13 protein-coding genes and 2 pseudogenes are annotated in these 18,266 nt (G+C 69.0%); 4 read left to right on the top strand and 11 right to left on the bottom strand.

Annotated elements, in window-relative coordinates; all coding sequences use genetic code 11:
• Positions 1 to 4 precede the first annotated feature (4 nt).
• Both OG607_RS35960 and OG607_RS35955 read right to left on the bottom strand, forming a co-directional pair.
• Positions 5 to 1,348, bottom strand: coding sequence for a 6-phospho-beta-glucosidase (locus OG607_RS35960; RefSeq protein WP_405732595.1), 1,344 nt, complete (start codon positions 1,346 to 1,348; stop codon positions 5 to 7).
• 79 nt (positions 1,349 to 1,427) lie between these two features.
• Positions 1,428 to 2,201 (bottom strand): DeoR/GlpR family DNA-binding transcription regulator, encoded by a 774-nt coding sequence (locus OG607_RS35955; protein ID WP_405732592.1) that lies wholly within the window; start codon positions 2,199 to 2,201, stop codon positions 1,428 to 1,430.
• Positions 2,202 to 2,324: 123 nt separating this feature from the next.
• Here OG607_RS35955 and OG607_RS35950 point away from each other — a divergent pair, with 123 nt between their 5' ends.
• From OG607_RS35950 to OG607_RS35935, 4 genes are all read left to right on the top strand, one after another.
• Positions 2,325 to 3,224: a carbohydrate kinase family protein gene (locus OG607_RS35950; protein ID WP_405732589.1), complete on the top strand. Its 900-nt coding sequence runs from the start codon at positions 2,325 to 2,327 to the stop codon at positions 3,222 to 3,224.
• 10 nt (positions 3,225 to 3,234) lie between these two features.
• Positions 3,235 to 4,518, top strand: a complete 1,284-nt coding sequence (locus tag OG607_RS35945) for an ABC transporter substrate-binding protein (RefSeq protein WP_405732586.1) — start codon at positions 3,235 to 3,237, stop codon at positions 4,516 to 4,518.
• A 110-nt stretch (positions 4,519 to 4,628) separates the two neighbouring features.
• Complete coding sequence (locus tag OG607_RS35940; protein ID WP_405737264.1) at positions 4,629 to 5,513, top strand: carbohydrate ABC transporter permease; 885 nt, start codon at positions 4,629 to 4,631, stop codon at positions 5,511 to 5,513.
• The gene (locus OG607_RS35935) at positions 5,510 to 6,358 is read left to right on the top strand and encodes a carbohydrate ABC transporter permease (RefSeq protein WP_405732584.1); all 849 of its coding nucleotides are present in this window, start codon (positions 5,510 to 5,512) and stop codon (positions 6,356 to 6,358) included. Before OG607_RS35940 ends, OG607_RS35935 begins: the two co-directional genes overlap by 4 nt.
• Positions 6,359 to 6,436: 78 nt before the next feature.
• Here OG607_RS35935 and OG607_RS35930 read toward each other — a convergent pair whose 3' ends face one another.
• The 9 genes and pseudogenes from OG607_RS35930 to OG607_RS35890 all read right to left on the bottom strand — a co-directional run bounded on the left by OG607_RS35930 (position 6,437) and on the right by OG607_RS35890 (position 18,264).
• Entirely contained in the window at positions 6,437 to 7,591 is a 1,155-nt protein-coding gene (locus OG607_RS35930; protein WP_405732581.1) for a right-handed parallel beta-helix repeat-containing protein, read from the bottom strand.
• A 247-nt stretch (positions 7,592 to 7,838) separates the two neighbouring features.
• A complete protein-coding gene (locus tag OG607_RS35925; protein ID WP_405732578.1) occupies positions 7,839 to 8,948 on the bottom strand; it encodes a right-handed parallel beta-helix repeat-containing protein in 1,110 nt (369 codons plus the stop codon).
• Positions 8,949 to 9,079: 131 nt separating this feature from the next.
• Positions 9,080 to 9,793 (bottom strand): annotated as a pseudogene (locus tag OG607_RS35920) (rhamnogalacturonan acetylesterase); the annotation flags it as partial.
• 63 nt (positions 9,794 to 9,856) lie between these two features.
• Positions 9,857 to 10,894, bottom strand: a pseudogene (locus OG607_RS35915) (pectinesterase family protein); the annotation flags it as partial.
• Positions 10,891 to 11,949: a pectinesterase family protein gene (locus OG607_RS35910; RefSeq protein WP_405732575.1), complete on the bottom strand. Its 1,059-nt coding sequence runs from the start codon at positions 11,947 to 11,949 to the stop codon at positions 10,891 to 10,893. The gene OG607_RS35910 and the pseudogene OG607_RS35915, both read right to left, overlap by 4 nt.
• 3 nt (positions 11,950 to 11,952) lie before the next feature.
• Positions 11,953 to 13,260, bottom strand: coding sequence for a polysaccharide lyase family 1 protein (locus tag OG607_RS35905; RefSeq protein WP_405732572.1), 1,308 nt, complete (start codon positions 13,258 to 13,260; stop codon positions 11,953 to 11,955).
• 119 nt (positions 13,261 to 13,379) lie between these two features.
• Complete coding sequence (locus OG607_RS35900) at positions 13,380 to 14,720, bottom strand: ABC transporter substrate-binding protein (protein WP_405732569.1); 1,341 nt, start codon at positions 14,718 to 14,720, stop codon at positions 13,380 to 13,382.
• 26 nt (positions 14,721 to 14,746) lie between these two features.
• The gene (locus OG607_RS35895; RefSeq protein ID WP_405732566.1) at positions 14,747 to 16,723 is read right to left on the bottom strand and encodes a pectinesterase family protein; all 1,977 of its coding nucleotides are present in this window, start codon (positions 16,721 to 16,723) and stop codon (positions 14,747 to 14,749) included.
• A complete protein-coding gene (locus OG607_RS35890; RefSeq protein ID WP_405737262.1) occupies positions 16,720 to 18,264 on the bottom strand; it encodes a family 43 glycosylhydrolase in 1,545 nt (514 codons plus the stop codon). Before OG607_RS35890 ends, OG607_RS35895 begins: the two co-directional genes overlap by 4 nt.
• Positions 18,265 to 18,266 lie beyond the last annotated feature (2 nt).

Below are 18,266 nucleotides of genomic sequence, written 5' to 3'. Positions count from 1 at the left end.
CCACTCAGTCCCGGAGATAGGCAAGGGCGGGTACGTGCTTGCGGTAACCGTCGAGCAGCCGCTGTGCGACGGCGACGGAGTCGATCAGCGGGTGCAGGGCGAAGGCTCTCAGCGCGGCCGCCCGTTCCCCGGTGGTCGCGGCGTGGATGACGGCCCGCTCGACGGCCTTGACCGAGGTGACCAGGCCGATGGCGTGGTCGGGCAGCGGTTCGCCGGTGATGGGGCGGGCGCCGTTGGCGTCCACGTGGCAGGGCACCTCGACCACGGCGTCGGCGTCCAGGGGCGGCAGGGCGCCCCGGCTGCGTACGTTGAGGATCAGGGTGGTGCGCTCGTCGAGGGCGATGGCCCGCATCAGGGCGAGGGCGACCAGCTCGTAGCCGCCGGACTCCAGGTCGCAGGAGTCGCGCTCGCCGACGCCGGAGGCCTCGCGGACATCGGCTCCGTAGGTGGCCTCGCGCTCCAGGCGGGTGGCGTCCCACAGGGCGAAAGGCGGGGTGCCGGGGGTCTGCATGCGCTCGTAGAAGCGCTGCTGCTGGTCGAGGAGGAAGGCGCCGCGGGTGTGCTCGGCCGCCTGGGCGGCGGCGACGGACTCGCGGTTGAAGTAGTAGTGGTGCAGGTATTCGTTGGGCACCGCGCCCAGGGTGCGCAGCCAGTCCGCGCCGAACAGCTTGCCCTCCTCGAAGGAGGTCAGCGCGTCCTCGTCGGCGAGCAGCCGGGGCAGGTGGTCGACGCCGTCGACCCAGATTCCGCGGAGCCACCCGAGGTGGTTCAGGCCCGCGTAGTCCAGCCAGGCGCGCTCGGGGTCGATGCCGAGCGCGCGGGCGACCCGCTTGCCCAGGCCCACCGGGGAGTCGCAGATGCCGATGACCCGGTCGCCGAGGTGCCGGGACATGGCCTCGGTGACCATGCCGGCGGGGTTGGTGAAGTTGATGACCCAGGCGTCGGGGGCGAGCCGGGCGATGCGCTGGGCGATGTCGATGGCAACGGGGATCGTGCGGAGCGCGTACGAGATGCCGCCCGCGCCGACGGTCTCCTGGCCGAGCACGCCCTGGTCCAGGGCGACGCGCTCGTCGATCACGCGACCGGCGAGGCCGCCGACGCGGATGGCGGAGAAGACGAAGTCCGCGCCGGTCACGGCCTCGTCGAGATCGGTGGTGACGGTGACCACAGGCGCGTCGGACTGTCCGTCGGCCTGCTGCCGGAGCACTTTGACGATGGCGTCCAGGCGTGCCGGGTCCAGGTCGTGCAGGGTCACATGGGTGACGCGGCCCTCGGCACGGTCAGCGAGGAGGGCACGGTAGACGAGCGGGACGCGGAAGCCGCCGCCGCCGAGAATCGTGAGTTTCATGGGGATACACCTCGCGATGCCGAGCTGTGGGGGTGGTGGGGTAACGGAGTGGGGTGCTGGGTCACCCAGGGGCGCCGGGTTATCCAGGGGGGAGGTCGGCCGGCACCTCGATCACCTCGACCCCCGCCTCGTTCAGCGAGGCACGGGTCTTGGCGTCCGCCGGCGCGTTGGTCACGACGACGTCCAGATCCTCGGGTCCGCAGACCCGGGCCATGCCGGTGCCGGGGAACTTCGCGGCGTCGGCGACCAGCACCACCTTGTCGCTGGCGGCGATCATGGCCCGCTTGACCGGTACCTCCACGGCCGTGGTGTCCAGCACCTGGCCGTCGGGCCGCACGCCGCTCGTGCCGAGGAAGAGCACGTCGGCGCGGACCTGGCGGAGGTTGTCCTCGGTGAGAAAGCCCACAAGGGAGCGGTAGTCACGCCTGACGACGCCGCCGAGCAGTATGAGCTGGATCTCCTTGTCGTCCTGGAGCTCCTCGTACACGGCAAGATTGCTGGTGATGACCGTGAGGGCGCGGCCATGAAGCTGCCGGGCCACCCGGTGAGCGGTGGTGCCGATGTCGAGCAGCACGGTCTCGCCGTCGCGGACGAACTGTGCGCACCAGGCGGCGAGCTCGTCCTTGGCCTCGACCCGTACCCCGGCGACGTCGGTGAAGGGGTCGTCCTCGCCGATGACCGGAACCGCTCCACCGTAGACGCGCTTGAGCAGGCCCTCCTCCTCCAGCTGCAGGAGGTCGCGCCGGATCGTCGCCTGGCTGGCACCGAGGAGCTCGGCGAGCACGGTGACGGTGGTGGGACCGTCCGAGCGCAGGGCCCGGAGGATCAGCTCATGGCGTCGGTCGGGAAGCATGCGCTGACCATACCCTTCAAAGTCGAGCAGAGTCACGCATTTTTCTGAGCGACTATTGTCAAAACTCTGCTCGGGGTGCAAACTCCTGCGTAATTCCCGCCTCTCCTTGAGAGGAAAGGTCGCATGGACGTCTTTCTGTCCGGTTTGCTCTTCTACGACATCGGCTTCACCGGCCTGGAGCATGCTCCGACGCCGGGCACCGAGGTCTGGACGAAGGACATCGGCTACAGCCCCGGCGGCATCGCGAACTTCGCGGTGGCGCTGAGCCGGCTCGGCCTGCGCGTATCCCTCGCGGCAGCCTTCGGCGACGATGTCGCCGGCGAGTACTGCCGGGAGCAGCTCACGCATGCCGAGGACATCGATCTGTCCCGCTCACGGACCTACCCCGACTGGCCGACCCCCGTTACCGTCTCCCTCGCCTACGACGGCGACCGCGCCCTGGTCACCCACGGCCGGCCCCCGCCGCAGACGCCCGACGAGCTGATCGGCACCCCGCCACCGGCCCGCGCGGCCGTGGTCCACCTCGGACCCGAGCCGCAGGACTGGATACGCAAGGCTGCCGACGCGGGCACCATGGTCTTCGCCGACGCCGGCTGGGAACAGGCCGAGCGTCACGGCGAGGCGATTCTCGCCCAGCTCTCCGACTGCCATGCCTTCCTCCCCAACGATGTCGAAGCCATGGCCTACACCGGCAAGGACTCCCCGTACGCCGCTCTGGAGGTGCTCAGCGCGCTCGTACCGCTCGCCGTGGTCACCCTCGGCGGCGACGGGGCGATCGCTGTGGACCGTACGACCGGCGAGCGCGCCGAAGTCGGCGGACTCGACGTACCGGCCCTGGACAGCACCGGCGCCGGGGATGTCTTCGGCGCCGCGCTGGTCGCGGCCACCCTTTCCGGCCGGCCGCTCGCCGAGCGGCTGCGCTTCGCCAACCTCGCCGCCTCGCTGTCAGTACAGCGGATCGGCGGAGCGGCCGCCGCGCCGTTCCTGGATGACCTCGAACCGCTCGTACAGCACGAAAAGTAGGAGAGCTACTGTGGATGTTTCACGCAGACGATTTCTGCAGGCGGCCGCGCTGACCGCTGCCGCCGCCGGCATGACCGCCGCGTGCGGTACCTCCGGCTCGAGCAGCGGCGGCACCAAGAACGGCAAGAACCTCAACCTGTGGTACTGGGGCGGCGGCCTGAGCGACAAGGTCGTCGCGGACGCCAAGACGCACTTCACCGACGTGACGCTGAAGTCCGCGCAGATCGGCGGCGAGTTCAAGACCAAGCTGCTGACGACGATCGCCGGCGGCGTGGGCATCCCCGACATCACCGGCATCAAGGGCGAGGACATGGCGTCCTTCCTGCCCAACGCGAGCCGCTTCCTGGACCTCAACGACCTGGGCTTCAAGAAGATCTCCTCGCAGTACCTGGAGTGGAAGACCAAGCTCGCCCAGACCAAGGACGGCAAGCAGATCGGCTTCCCGATCGACATCGGCCCGACCGCGATGTACTACCGCGAGGACCTGTTCGCCAAGGCCGGGCTGCCCACCGACCCCGACAAGGTCGCGGCGGAGGTCAAGACCTGGGAGGACTGGTTCGCGCTGGGCACCGAGCTGCACAAGGCGCTGCCGAAGACCTTCCTGGTCAACAACATCAGCGCGGTCTTCAGCAACGCCGTCGGCCAGGGCACCAAGCGCATGATCGACGAGAACAACAAGTTCATCGGGGACCAGGACCACATCCGGACCGCCTGGAACATCGCGGTGCGCCCCTACACACTGGGCATCGACGCCAAGGTCAACGACTCCAGCTGGAACCAGGCCATCAGCGGCGGCATCCTGGGCACCGAGATAGGCGCGGCCTGGCACGCCCTGGACATCGAGCAGGCGGCTCCGGCCACCAAGGGCAAGTGGCGGGTGGCCCCGATGCCCGGCGGGCCGGCCAACAACGGCGGTTCGTTCCTGGCGCTGCCCAAGCAGTGCCGTAACCCCGAGGAAGCCTTCAAGATCATCTCCTGGCTGCTCGACGCGGACAACCAGGCCCGTGGCTTCACCGACGCCGCGCTCTTCCCGTCCGCCCCGGCCGCGTACAAGCTGCCGGCGCTGACCGGCGGCGACGCCTTCTTCGGCGGCCAGAAGATCATCGATGTCTTCGGTCCGGCGGCCAGCAACATCCCGGTCGCGTACGAGGCCCCGGCGGACGCCGCCGTCTACGCCCCGTACGCCACCGAGCTGACCAAGATCGAGTCCTCGGGCAAGAAGCCCGACGACGCCTGGAAGGACGCGGTCAGCCAGGCCAAGCAGATCGCCCAGCGCCAGGGTGTGAGCGTGTGACATCATCCGCCGCCCCCACCGCTCCCCCGGCCGCTCCGGCTCCGAGGCCTGCCGCCCGGTTCCGGCCACGGCGCCCCGCTCCGGCGGGGCCGAAGGGCCGGGGGCGGCGGGTGCTCTCCTTCTGGCCGCAGTACCTGGCGATCTCGCCCTTCTACATCGTGTTCACGGTGTTCATGCTGTGGCCGGTGATCTACTCGCTCTACCTGGCCTTCCACCGCTGGGACGGCCTCGGGGACATCACCTTCGTCGGCTTCCAGCAGTTCCGGTTCCTGTTCAAGGACCCGGTGTTCTGGCTGTCGGTGCGCAACACCCTGGTCATCTGGGTGCTGTCCACCGTGCCCATGCTCTTCGGGGCGCTGGTGCTGGCCACCCTGCTGAACTCCGTACGCCGCTTCAAGGGCTTCTACCGGATCGCACTGTTCCTGCCGAACGTCACCTCCATCGTGGCGGTCGCGATCTTCTTCAGCGCGGTCTTCAGCAACAACTTCGGCCTGGTCAACGCGATCCTGCACATGGTGGGACTGCCCGAGGTCCCATGGCTGAGCAACCCGTGGACCATCAAGGTCGTCATCGCGATGCTGATGACCTGGCAGTGGACCGGCTACAACATGATCATCTATCTGGCCGGTCTCCAGGCGATCCCCGGTGAGGTCTACGAGGCCGCCAAGATCGACGGCGCAGGCCCGATCCGCACCTTCTTCCGGATCACCGTCCCGATCCTGAAGCCGATCATCCTGTTCACGATCATCATCTCGACCATCAACGGCCTGCAGAGCTTCAGCGAACCCCAGGTCCTGTTCGGCAGCAACGCCGCCAACGCCAACCTCGGCGGACCCGGCCAGGCCGGCCTGACCACGCTGCTGTACTTCTACCAGTCGGCGTTCGCCAACAACGACTACGGCTACGGCGCGGCAATCGTCTGGACGTTCTTCCTGTTCATCCTGGTGCTCGTCATCATCAACTGGCGCCTCGTCCAGAGGGGGAAGAAGTCATGAGCACCGTGCAACGCACCCAGCGGCGCCGACGGCCCCGTGGGCTCGGCACCCACCTTCTGCTGGCCGGCGCGGTCCTCCTGTCGATCTTCCCGTTCTACTGGACGATCGTCATGGCGACCAACACCACCAAGGACATCTACAAGAGCCCGCCGAAGATGACATTCGGCTCCCACCTGCTGGAGAACATCCGGCATGTGCTGGACACCGTCGACTTCTTCGGGTCGATGCTCAACACCGTCATCGTCGCCGTCGCCACCACCGTGCTGGTGCTGCTCGTCGACTCGATCGCGGCCTTCACCTTCGCCAAGTTCGACTTCCCCGGCCGCAAGTGGCTCTTCGGCCTGCTGATCGGCTTCTTCATGCTGCCGCTGCAGCTGGCGATCATCCCGCAGTACCTGATCATGGTCGACCTCGGCTGGGTCGGCTCCCTCCAGGCGCTCGTCCCGCCCGCCCTCGCCAACGCCTTCGGCATCTTCTGGCTGCGGCAGTACATCACCACGGGCGTGCCCGACGAACTGCTCGACGCCGCCCGCATGGACGGCTGCGGCTTCCTGCGGCAGTACTGGCACGTGTGCGTCCCGACGATCCGGCCCGCCCTGTCCTTCCTGGGCATCTTCGCCTTCGTCGGCGCCTGGAACGACTACATCTGGCCGCTGATCGTGCTCAACAATCCCGACAAGCTCACCCTGCAGGTGTCCCTCGCCCAGCTCAACATCGGTCACGGCACCGACTACAGCATGGTGATGGCCGCCGTACTGATGGCCTCCGCCCCGCTGGTCCTCGTCTTCGCCCTGTTCGCACGCGGCTTCATCGCGGGCGCGACGGAGGGGGCCGTGCGCGGCTGAGCTTGCGAGATACGGCCCGTACCGGGTGCCTCCCCTTCCCCCCGGTACGGGCTGCTTGCGGCCGCGTTGCGGCCGCCGTCAGTTCATGGTCGAACCGATGGTCGTGCTGGCGGTCGTCAGGAAGGTGGTCGCGGGCAGCGAGCCGTCGGACTTGCGGGAGCCGTACGCCGTCGTGGCGTCCGTCGAGACGAAGGACGGGGTCGAGATCCCGGAGTCCCAGTTGTTGCCGGCCGAGACGGTGGAGCCGCTGAGCTTGTCCTTGCCGGCGGTGTTGGAGACGGCGAGGTTCTTGCCGAGACGAGCGGTGCCGGTGGCGAAGTAGTAGCCGGTTCCGGCATTGGCGTAGGCGGTGTTGCGGTTGAGGTTGATCGCGCCGGTGTTGCTGTTCTCGGTGAAGCCGTTGGACGCGTTGTTCCAGGCGGCGTTGTTGTTCACCACGTGCGCCGTGGCGGTGCCCCCGCCGCCGAGCTTGAAGCCGTTGCCGTTGCCCTCGAAGGCGGTGTCGGACCAGCGGTTCTTGCCGTTGCCGTAGGACCAGCTGTGCTCGATGGTGACGGGGGTGGCCCACTTCCACAGGTCCATGCCGTCGTCCGAGTTGTTGTACAGGCGGGCCCCGGTGACCTTGTTCCCGCTGCCGGAGCCGAACTTGATGGCCAGGCCGTCCGCGTTCTGACCGTGGTTGGCGGCGTCGTAGTTGTTGTACGAGTCCAGGTTCTGGATGAGGTTGTTGACGGTGTTGTCACCCCGCAGGGTGAAGCCGCTGTCCCCGTTGCCGTTCGTGGTCAGGTTCTTGAAGATCCCGCCGGTGCTCGAGGTCACCACGAAGCCCTGCGCCGGGGAGTTCTGGAACTGGATGTTGGATACGGTCCAGTAACTGCCGTAGATCCCCGCCAGCCACGACCCCGACGGCAGCTTCGAGCCGTCGATCCTGACCTTCTCCGAGCCGTAAGCGGTGAGGGTGATCCGGGCGCCCGACGTGCCGCTCGCCGTGCTCTTCAGCGTCGCGGTCGGGTAGTACGTCCCCGCGCGCACCTGGATGATCGTGCCCGCCGAGGCGTTGGCCACGGCGGACTGGAGGGCGGCGGTCGTGGACACCGTGACGGTGGTCGCGGCCTGGGCGCCGTCCTGCGAGGCGGTGAGATAGACACCCGCCCCGCAGCCGGCGGCCACCAGTGCGGCGGCTATCGAGAGCGTGCGGTTCTTGCGGTGTCGTCCGGCGACGGAACGAGTCACGGTGGGCGGTTCCTTTCGAGGGCGTCCTTAGAGGTCGCGCCGATAGGGCGCGCGGCGTCGCGGGGCGATGGGCGGCGCCTGGCGGCGTTGTCGTCGGTCAACGACGCTCCGCGTCGCCTCCCTCCTCCGCCTTGCCATGCTTGCCCCTCCCCCCGCTCCTTCTCCCGCGCTCCCTATCGGCGCGACCTCTTACGCACCCCTTGTTGCCGCCACGCTCCCAAAGGTTGCCGCTGGTCAGTTCATCCGGTCAGTTCATCGTCGCGCCGATGGTGCTGCTGCCGGTGGTCAGGAACGTCGTCGCGGGCAGCGTGCCGCTGGAACTGCGGGCGTTGTAGCAGGTGGTGGCGTCCGTGGAGATGAAGGACGGGGTCGAGATCCCGGAGTCCCAGTTGTTGCCGGCCGAGGTGACGGAACTTCCCTTGGAGACGGCCGCGGAGCCGTTGCTCACGGCGAGGTTCTTGCCGAGCTTGGCGGAGCTGGTGGCGAAGTAGTACCCGTACTTGCTGTTGGCGTAGGCGGTGGTGCGGTTGATGACGATCGCGCCGGTGTTGGAGTTCTCGGTGAAGCCGTTGCCCGCGTTGCCCCAGGCGGCGGAGTTGTTGACGACGTGCGCGACGACCTCGCCGTCGCCGCCCAGCTTGTAGCCGTTGCCGTCGCCCGCGAAGGCGCTGTCGCTCCAGCGGTTGACGCCGTTGCCGAAGGACCAGGTGTGCTCGACGGTGACGGGCGAGGAGAAGGACCAGAAGTCGATGCCGTCATCCGAGTTGTTGTACAGGCGGGCCCCGGTGACGAGATTGCCGGTGCCGGAACCGAACTTGATGGCGACGCCGTCGGCGTTCTCGCCGTGGTTGGCGGAGTCGTAGTTGCCGTAACTGTCGAGGTTCTGGACGGTGTTGTTGGTGGTCGAGTCACCGGTGAGGGTGAAGCCGGAGTCGCCGTTGTTGATGGTCTTGTCGTTGCTCCAGAGGGTCGACGCGCAGGACTGGCAGACCACCGCGCTGTCGGAGGAGTTCTGGAACGTGATGTTCGAGACCGTCCAGTAGTCGGCGGTGAGCTTGAAGATCCAGTCGCCGGAGGGAAGGCTCGACCCGTCGATCTTGACGGTCTCCGAGCCGTACGCCTGGAGGTAAATCCGGCTGGAGGACGTGCCGTTGGCGGTGGACTGCAGGGTCGCCGTCGGGTAGTACGTGCCCCCGCGCACCTGGATCACGGTACCGGCGGTGGCGGACGAGATGGCGCTGGTCAGCTGGGCGGTCGTCGAGACCGTGACCGTGGCGGCGTGTGCCTGGGGGGCGGCGACTACGGCTGCGCCGGCCACCGCGAGGGCGGTGAGGGCGGAACGGATGGTGCGGCTCATGACGTGGTTCCTTTCGTGGGTGGGGGTTGGCGTCGTGGAGGGTGGTGGGTTGCTCGCGCAGTTCCCCGCGCCCCTACCGGCCCCGTAGGGGCGCGGGGAACTGCGCGACCAGCCGTCCACGGGCCCGCGGGTCAGAGCTCCGGGAGTTCTTCGGGCCAGACGATCGCGGTGTCCGGTACCGCGGCGTCCAGCCCCGTGAGGGATCCCGGCGGGAGTACGCACTGGTCGTGCAGGTCGCGGGCGACAAGGCGGGCGACCTCGATCGCGCCGTGGGCCTGGAAGTGGGTGTTGTCCGAGACCCCGGTGGGGTAGTTGGGGCTCTCCCCCGCGTCGAGCCAGAGGAAGCAGTCCTTGGTGGCGTCCGCGCCGAGCGCGTCCCAGAGCGCGAGGCTCAGGGCCTGAAGATCGACCAGCGGTACGCCTTCCTCCTTGGCCAGCGCGGCCATCGCGGCCGGGTATTCGCCGTGGGAGGCGTAGGCGTGACCCTCGGCGTCGAAGCGGCGGCGCTCGACAGGGGTGACCAGGACAGGATGGGCGCCGCGCTGGCGGGCGCCGTCCAGGTAGGTGCGGAGATAGGACTGGAAGGTGGTGTACGGATCGGTGCCGCGCGTCGGGTCGGTGGTCTTCTCGTCGTTGTGGCCGAAGGAGACGAGCAGCCAGTCGCCCGGGGCGATGTCGCGCAGGATGTGGTCCAGCAGCCCTGCGTCCTCGTAGCTCTTTGAACTGGCCCCGGACAGCGCCCGGTCGTCCACGACGACGTCCTTGCGGGTGAACACCGGGAGTGCCTGGGCCCAGCCGGTGCGGGGCGCGGTGTCGGTCGCGTAGACCGAGGCGGTGGAGTCCCCGGCCGCGTAGACCGTGAAGCCGCCGCGCCTGCGGACGGGCCCGCTGTGGCGCGGGGTGAGCTGCGGGGTCCAGTCGCCGAGGTGGGTTTCCAGGGTCTGGGCGGCGGCCTCCTCGGTGGTGAGCTGGGGGCGGTTGTCGGCGACCGTGATGGCCGCGCCGGGGCCGAAGTCGGCGTACTCACGGAAGCGCATGGTCTGCCAGGGATAGGCCTCGCGCATGTTGACGTACGGGGTCACGGCGTCGATGCCGGGGCCGATCCAGGTGTCGCGGAGGGTGAGCATCGGCCAGGCGGTGGTCTCGTACGAGGGCACCCAGGGGCGGGCGATCTTGTAGGCGGCGTCGGGCGCGCCGCTGGTGATACGGGAGCGCAGCGCGAGGAAGCCGTGCGGATTGGCGCGGGCGGTGGAGGGGGCGAAGACCATGCCGTAGGGCGTGAAGGTGACGGCCCGGTCCAGGGTGTGGAATTCGCAGCGGTCGAAGCAGGCGGTGGCGCGGCCGAAGACGAAGTCCACGTCGCCCTCGATGTAGCAGTCGCGGTAGTAGTGCCGGTCGAAGGTGTCGAGGGCGGTGGTGTCCGCGAAGAGGGTGTCCTGGTGGGCCAGCAGGCGGACGTGATCGAAGAAGGTCCGGTCGCCCGTGGCGTACACGGCCACCGCCTGGGTGCCGGTGATCTCCGGGTGGTCGGCGCGCAGCCAGTCATTGGCGATGGTCAGGTCCCGTACGGTCAGCCCGGGCGCGGCGGAGGTGAAGGTGGCGGAGCCGGCCGTGCCGTAGGTGCCGGAACCGTCGGGCTTTGCGGTGCCGTTGGCGTTGTCGTAGACGATCACGACATCGCGGGGGTCGCCGGTCGACCCGGTGAGGGTCAGGCCGGTCTTGGCGGCCGGGATGCTGACGGTCTCCCGGTAGGTGCCCGGGGCCAGGACCAGGGTCCAGGGGTGGAGCGGGTTGTCGGGCGTGGCGTCGATCGCGGCCTGGAGGGACTGGCCGGGGCGGACGAGGATCGTGGTCCTCGTCGTACGGGCGTGGGCCGGGCCGGCAATGCCGAGGCCGACGGCGGCGGCGACGCCGGCCGTCAGGAACGTGCGGCGGGTCGTGCTCATCGGCAGTCACCCCACGGGGTCCAGTCGCCCAGCCAGCTCTCGCGGGTCTGCGCGGCGGCCTCCTCGTCCGTGAGCTGCGGCCTGTTCTCGGCCACCGTGACGGCTGCGCCGGGGCCGGAGTTGCGGTACTCGCGGAAGCGCTGGCTCTGCCAGGGGTAGGCGGGCGACATGTTGGCGTACGGCGTCACCGCGTCGATGCCGGGGCCCAGCCATGTGTCGCGCACCGTCAGCATCGGCACGGCGGTCGGGTCCGAGCCGGGGACCCACGGGCGGGCCAGCTTGTAGTACGCGTCCGGGGCCTCGCTGGTGATCCGGGACCGGCTCACCAGATAACCCCGGGGGTTGGCGGCGGCGGTGCTCGGGGCGAGGACGAAGCCGTACGGGGCGGCTGCGAGGTCGGTCCGGGTGAGGGTGTGGAAGTGGCAGCGCTCATAGACGGCGGTGGCCCGGCCGAAGACGAAGTCCACGTCGCCCTCGATGTAGCACTGGTCGTAGTACTGCCGGGCCGTCGTCGCCAGGGCCATCGAGTCGGCGTACAGCGTGTCCTGATGACCCACGAAACGGCAGTGGTGGAAGGCGGATCTGTCGCCCTGCACCTTGATGGCGACCGCCTGGGTCCCGGTGATCTCCGGGTGGTCGGCGCGCAGCCAGTCATTGGCGAAGGTGACGGCCTGTGCGGTGAATCCGCCGGCCTGGACGGTGGTGGTCGCGCTGCCGGTGGTTCCGTACGTGCCGGAACCGTCGGGCTTCGGAGTGCCGTTGGCATGGTCGTAGACGATGACGACGTCGCGCGGGTCCCCGGTCGCCCCGCGCAGGGTGAGGCCGGTCTTGGTGGCCGGTATGACGACCACCTCGCGGTATGTGCCGGGGGCGAGGATGATCGTCCACGGCTCGTCGGGACTGTCGGGCGTCGCGCTGACGGCGGCCTGTACGGAGTCGCCGGGGCGCACGTACAGCGCGTTGCGCGTACCGGTGGCGGCGGCGCGGGCGGGCTGGGCCAGCGCGAGGGCCGCGGCCGTGCCGCCCAGGAGGACGGCTCTGCGGGTGAGGGACATGGGCTACAGCCGCCCCGCGCCCGCGTGGCAGGCGACGATGCCGGGGACGTCAGCCGGGGCGTCGACCGCCGTCCGCAGCGTCGGCGTCCACCCGGCGTCGGCGCCGAGGAGTTCGCTCGGCACATTCGCGTTGTGGACGGCCAGAAGATCCGTCTCGACGCCGTTGACGTAGTTGCCGTCGGCGGTGAGTGCCGTGCCGCCCTTCCACTTCTTGATGACGGTGCCGACGTCGACGCTCCCCGGCAGGGAGAACGCGTTGGCCTCCGCCACGAGCTGCGACAGGTTGCCGACGCCGAGGCTGTAGCCGAACTCGTAGTCGGAGTCCTCGGTGGTGACGTAGCTGTTGTTGTAGACGTCGACCTGGCCGAACCGCACGCGCGGGCCGCGCTCGGTGACGTTGCGGTACAGGTTGTGATGCAGCGTCACCCGCAGCTTGCCGGCGTCGGTCGCGGACGCGCTGTCGCTGTTGCCGATGAGCGAGGTCTTGTCGTGCTCCTTGAAGACGTTCCAGGAGCCGGTGACGAGGTCGGAGCCCTTGATGATGTCGAAGAGGCCGTCGTGCTTCTGGTAGATGCGGCCGTAGTAGGAGGGGAGCGTGGAGTCGGGCTCGTCGCCGTCGCTGAAGGTGTTGTGGTCCACCCAGACATGGGTGGAGGTGACGAGGGTGAGGTTGTCGTACTCGGAGTTCCAGTTGCCGGTGGCGCCGTCGGTCGGGTCCCAGGCCGGGAAGCAGTCGGAGGCGTTGTCGAAGTTGAGGTTGCGGATGATGACGTTGTCCGCGCCCTTGACCATGAGGTTGCCGCCGAGGATGGTGGCGCCCTTGCCGAGGCCGACGATGGTGGTGTTGGAGCCGACCAGTACCTGGAGGCGCTCGGCCTGGACCTTCTGCGAGGCGGCGCGGGCGTCCTCCTGGGGGCCGGAGGGCTCGGCGGTGCGGCCCCAGGTGGCGGGGTCGTAGGCGGTGAGGTAGGCGTCGAGGCTGTAGCCGTCGGTGGCGTAGTCGTCGCAGGTCAGGGCGGTGCCGTCGGCGGCGGTGTTGAAGTCGATGGTGCCCTTGACCTGGATGATCTTCGGGGTGGCGTCACCGCCGTTCAGGGCGGCGACGAGCTGGGCCCGGTTGCGTACGGTGAAGACATGGGCGGCGTCGGCGGCCGCGCCGCCGGTGGTGCCGGTGCCGGAGGAGGCCCAGCCGTCGTTCGCGGGGAGTACGGCGCGGCCGGGGGACGCGGCTTGGGCGGGGGCGGCCAGGGCCAGAGAGGCGCAGGTGGCCAGGGATGCGGCGATGAGGGCATGACAGAATGAACTGCGCATTGCGGCTCCTTGGTTGGGAGAGGGCGGTGCGAGTGTGAAAGCGGGAGGGGCGGGGGCAGACCGCCCCTCCCGTGCTCTTGAACTACTCAGGACTTGCTCTTGAACTGCTCAGGGATTTGTCAGGAGTTGTGCTTCTTCCAGTCCGCCTGGGCGGCGTTGAGCTTCCCCGCGAACATGTCGAGGAACGCCTTCGCCGTCTCCTTGCCGAGGACGACCTTCTGGAAGTCCGGTTCCACCTCGGACTTGCTCAGCGTGCCCCAGTCCGGCAGGTAGTACGGCAGCTGCACGATCTTGGTGTTGCTGTCGGTGAGCGCGTCCAGCCCGGTCTTGGTCGCACCGGCGCTGGCTATCCACGCGTCGTCCTGCGCCTCGGTGTTGGACGGGATCGCGCCCGCCGACTCGTTCCAGGCGCTGTTCTGCGCGGCCGAGACGGCGAACTCGATGAACTTCCAGGCCGCTTCCTTGTTCGTGCTGTTCTTGAACAGGCCCAGCCCGTCCACCGGGTTGGAGACGGTCGTGCGCACTCCGCTCGCGTCGGTCGGCATGGCCACACCCGCGAACTTGTCCTTGCCCAGCGCGTCCAGGTGGTTCTGGTACGAGCCCAGGTTGTGCTGGACCATGCCGATCTTGCCGTTGTCGAACTCGGCGACCATCTTGACGAAGTCGTTGTTCAGGTCCGCCTCGGGCGTGACCTTGTTGTACAGCGCGACGTACTTCTCCAGGGCGGCCACGTTCTTCGGGTCGTTGACCGTCGTCGTGTCGCCGTTCCAGAAGCTGTCGATGCCCGACTGGCCGTACATCATGTCCAGCGCCTGGGCGATCGAGCCGGCCCCGCCGCGGAAGGTGAAGCCGAACTCGTTCTTCTTCTTGTCCGTCAGCTTCGTGGCCGCCGCGTAGAACTTGTCGTACGTGGTCGGGGCCTCCAGGCCCGCCGCCTTGAACAGGTCCGTGCGGTACCAGAGGATGCCCATGTTGGCCGAGGTCGGGACGGAGTAGAGCTCGTCCGCGCTGCCGCCCGCCGACTCGACGTTCTTGACCATGCTGGCGTCGAGCTTGCCCTTGAGGCTGCTGCTGTCGATGCGGTCCGTGACGGGGGCGAGCGCGTTCTGCGCCACCAGGCTCGCCAGCATCGCCGCGCCGACCCCGCCGACGTCCGGCAGTCCCTTGCCGCCCGCGATCGCGGTGTCGTACTTCGACTGCACGTCCGCGGCCGCCACACCGACGTACTTCACCTTGATGTCGGGGTACTTCTTCTCGAACTTGGCGATGATCTGCTTCCAGATGTCGGTGCGCACACCGCCGTTGTTGTCCCAGAAGGTGATGGTGCCCTTGCCGCTGCCCTCGCTCCCCTTGCTGCTCGTGCCGTCCGTTCCGCAGGCGGTGGCGGTCAGGGCAAGCGCGGACACGGCCGCGATGGCGGTGACGCCGGTGCGGAGTCTGCGGCCCATTGGTGCGGTCATCGTTGGATCTCCTGTTCGGTGAGTGTTCAGGTCTGCTGGGGTGCCCAGCCGTCGGAGCCCGAGAGGTAGTCGGCCACCTCGTGCGTCGCGGCGTCGGCGTCGGACATCTGGGGACGGTCGTCCGTGACCGCCGCACCAGGGCCGTGATTGCGGTACTCGGTGAATCGCGCGTCCTTCCACGAGAAACCGCTCATGTCGGTCCAGGGCGAAGGCTTGATCGCGGCCGGTAGTTCCGTTTCGCGGATCAGCACCTGGGCGACGGCGTCGGGGTTGCCGCCCGGGTGCCATGGCCGGCCCAGGTGGAAGGAGGCATCGGGGGCGTCGCTGACGATCCTGCTGCGGGTGATCAGGAAGCCGTACGGGGTGTCCTTCCAGGTGCTGGCGGCGGTGACATAGCCGTTGTTGGTGTCGCTGCCACGGCTGAGCGCCCTGATCGTGGACTGCTCGATGACAGTGGTCGCGCGGCCGTAGACGAAGTCCACATCGCCCTCGATACAGGAGCGGTGGATGTAGACGCGGGCTGTCTGCGTGAGGACCGGGGTGTCGGTCATCAGCGTGTCCTGGTTGCCCAGGAAGACCGTGTTCTCGAAGACCAGGCGGTCGCCCGTGGTCTTCACCGCGAGCGCCTGCTCACCGTTGATCTCGACCGCTGCCTCGTCGAAGTCATTGGCGAAGGTCAGATCACGGGCGGTGAAATCCGACGCCCGGATCAGCACGGTGGCGCTTCCGGTCGAGCCCTGCGTCGTCCCGTCCGGTTTGAGCTCGCCGGCCGGGGTGTCGTACACGATCACCGTGTCGGCGCGGCTGCGGCCGGTGCCGGCGAAGGTGACGTACGGCTTGTCGGCCGGGACCGTCACATGTTCCCGGTAGGTGCCGGGCGCGATACGGAGAACGATCCGCCCGTCGTTGCCGGACGGTATCGCGTCCACGGCCGCCTGCACGGTGCTGAAGTCGCCGGTTCCGTCGGCCTTAACCTCGACGGTCGTGGTGGTGCCCAGCTTGCGCTGCGGGCCCGAGAAAGCGCGGAGCAGGGCCGGCACCGCTGCCGCCGGATCGAGCCGGTAGGCGTAGAAGTCGTGCGGATCGAAGGCCGTGCCCCACGCGTCCTGACGGCCGGTGGTGTTCCGCAGGATGCTGCCGCGCTGGACGAGTTCGGCGGTGGCGTCGGCCTGGTAGGGGTGCTGTACGCCGTCGTAGTAGCTGTTCTCGATCACCATCCTGGTGTGGCCGCGCGACCAGTTGCCGTAGGTCCAGACCGGGTCGCCGTCCTCGACCTGGGCGGAGAGGTAGTTGTTGTAGAGGTGGGCGTAGGCGGCGTTGTCGATGCAGGGGTTGCGTTGCTTGGTGCCCTGGAACCAGTTGTGGTCGACGGTGATCTGGGTGATGACGTTCTGGGTCCAGCCGAGGCCGAAGGCCTTGTTGTGATTGGTGAAGCGGTTCCAGGAGACGGTGATGTACTGGCTGTCCTTGCGGATGTCGAGCAGGCCGTCGCCCATGTGGGTGAGCGTGTTGTGGTCGATCCAGACGTGGTGGACGGTGTCCATCTGGATCGCGTCGAAGTCCTGGGTCTTGCCGTCCCAGTCGCCCTCGACGTAGGAGTCCCTGATGGTCAGATTGCGGATGATGACGTTGTGCGTGCCGGGGTTGAGGTGCAGCTCGCCGTGGACGATCTCGCCGGTGTCGCCCACACCGATGATCGTCTTGTCGGACGCCACGACGATGTCCGAGCCGAAGGGCTCGACGGTGACGGCGGCCGCGACCCGGATGATGTACGGCTCGGCCGCACCGGCGTACGCGGTGAGCTCTTCCTGGGTCCGGACCGTCACGATACGGCCGCCGGCCCCACCGGTCGTCCCACGGTCGCCGAGGGCGTCGACGGACGCGAAGCCGTGGGGGCTGTCGCCCCCGGCGCCGGCCGTGCCGCCGGCCACTGCGGTGCCTGGTACGCCCAACAGGGCGGCGCACAGGGCTAACAGGACGGTGAAGTGTCTCCCCCACCTCATACGGCGCCTCCTTCGGTCGTGACGCGGAAGTCGGTGAACGCGGCTGTCCCGGCCGGGCCCTGTCCGGTGGGTGCCGTGGCGAAGAGGGCGAGCTGGGCGCCGACCCAGCGCCAGGGCGTGGCGGCGAAGACGGGACCGGACGGCCGCGAACCGTCCTCACCGGTGAAGGCCGAGAAGCGGCAGCGGGCGCCCGGGGTGACGTCGATGCGAAGCCGTGCCCGGCCGCCCGGCACGGGGCGGGCGTGGGCGGCGTCGCGCTCGGCCTCCGCGACGGACTCGGCGTAGCGGTGCACCAGGCTGACGCCGTCGGGGCCCTGCTCCAGGCCGATCCAGGAGAACGCGTCGCCGAGCACGGCGAGTCCGGCCTTTGCGCCCGGCACCGTGGAGTCCAGGGCGAGTTCGACGGTCACCGTGAAGGTCTCGGCCGGAAGCCGCTGCACCAGCGCGTTGGGGAGCCTGCGCAGGTCGTGCGCCTCCTCGGTGCGCACGCAGGTCAGCCGGAGCCCGTCACCGGCATGAGCCGTGGTCCATCCCGGCAAGGGGTTGGCGGTCCAGGACCACTGGAGGCCGAAGCGGCCGCCGGGGAAGTCGTCATCGGTGGCGGGGGCCTCCACGCGCTGCGGTTCGCCCTTCGGCTTGGTGTGCACCAGGACGGGCTCGCCGCCCTCACCTGCGACCGGCAGGCCGTCCCCGTCCCAGCGCAGGGGCTGGAGGTGCACGACCCGGCCGTAGGCGCCCCGGTGCTGGAAGTGCAGGAACCAGTCCTCGCCCTGCGCCGTGCGCACCCAGGCGCCCTGGTGCGGCCCGTTGACCTGTGTGCGCCCCTGCTCCAGGACGACGGACTCCTGGTACGGCCCGAAGAAGTCACGCGAGCGGAACGCCCCCTGCCAGCCCGTCTCGACACCGCCTGCCGGGGCGAGGATCCAGAACCAGCCGTCGTGGCGGTGGAGCTTGGGCCCTTCCAGGGTGAACCACCCGGGGATCCGGTCCGCGTCGACGATGATCCGGCCCTCGTCGAGCAGTTCGAGCCCGTCCGCGCTCATCCGGTGCCCGGTGAGCCGGTTCTTCACCCCGGACCGGGACTTGGCCCAGGCATGGACCAGGTAGGCGCTGCCGTCCTCCTCGTCCCACAGCGGACACGGGTCGATCAGTCCCTTGCCTGCCTTGAGCAGGTGCGGCCGGGTCCATGGCCCGCGTGGGTCGGGGGCGTTGACCTGGAAGACACCGGTGTCCGGGTCCCCCCAGAAGATCCAGAAGCGGTCGTCGTGGTGCCGGATGGCGGGCGCCCAGACGCCGCAGTCGTGCCGGGGCACGGCGAAGGCCTCGGCCGGCTCCAGCCGGTCCAGGGCATGGCCGATGATGCGCCAGTTGACCAGGTCCCGGGAGTGCAGCACCGGCAGACCGGGGACCCGGCCGAAGCTGGAAGCCGTCAGGTAGTAGTCGTCGCCGACCCGGATGACGTCCGGGTCGGACCAGTCGGCGTTCAGCACCGGGTTGCGGTAGGTGCCGTCGCCGAGGTCCGCGGTCCAGGGCCGGGGCATCG

It is taken from the genome of Streptomyces sp. NBC_01537, assembly GCF_045040445.1.
Lineage (GTDB): Bacteria > Actinomycetota > Actinomycetes > Streptomycetales > Streptomycetaceae > Actinacidiphila.
This window is presented reverse-complemented; position numbering and strand designations above follow the sequence as displayed.

What these genes read in the sequence shown, in the direction of transcription:
- OG607_RS35960 (WP_405732595.1), bottom strand. Translation starts at nt 1,348, where the DNA reads ATGAAACTCACGATTCTCGGCGGCGGCGGCTTCCGCGTCCCGCTCGTC.
- OG607_RS35955 (WP_405732592.1), bottom strand. Translation starts at nt 2,201, where the DNA reads ATGCTTCCCGACCGACGCCATGAGCTGATCCTCCGGGCCCTGCGCTCG.
- OG607_RS35950 (WP_405732589.1), top strand. Translation starts at nt 2,325, where the DNA reads ATGGACGTCTTTCTGTCCGGTTTGCTCTTCTACGACATCGGCTTCACC.
- OG607_RS35935 (WP_405732584.1), top strand. Translation starts at nt 5,510, where the DNA reads ATGAGCACCGTGCAACGCACCCAGCGGCGCCGACGGCCCCGTGGGCTC.
- OG607_RS35925 (WP_405732578.1), bottom strand. Translation starts at nt 8,948, where the DNA reads ATGAGCCGCACCATCCGTTCCGCCCTCACCGCCCTCGCGGTGGCCGGC.
- OG607_RS35910 (WP_405732575.1), bottom strand. Translation starts at nt 11,949, where the DNA reads ATGTCCCTCACCCGCAGAGCCGTCCTCCTGGGCGGCACGGCCGCGGCC.
- OG607_RS35905 (WP_405732572.1), bottom strand. Translation starts at nt 13,260, where the DNA reads ATGCGCAGTTCATTCTGTCATGCCCTCATCGCCGCATCCCTGGCCACC.
- OG607_RS35900 (WP_405732569.1), bottom strand. Translation starts at nt 14,720, where the DNA reads ATGACCGCACCAATGGGCCGCAGACTCCGCACCGGCGTCACCGCCATC.
- OG607_RS35895 (WP_405732566.1), bottom strand. Translation starts at nt 16,723, where the DNA reads ATGAGGTGGGGGAGACACTTCACCGTCCTGTTAGCCCTGTGCGCCGCC.
- OG607_RS35890 (WP_405737262.1), bottom strand. Translation starts at nt 18,264, where the DNA reads ATGCCCCGGCCCTGGACCGCGGACCTCGGCGACGGCACCTACCGCAAC.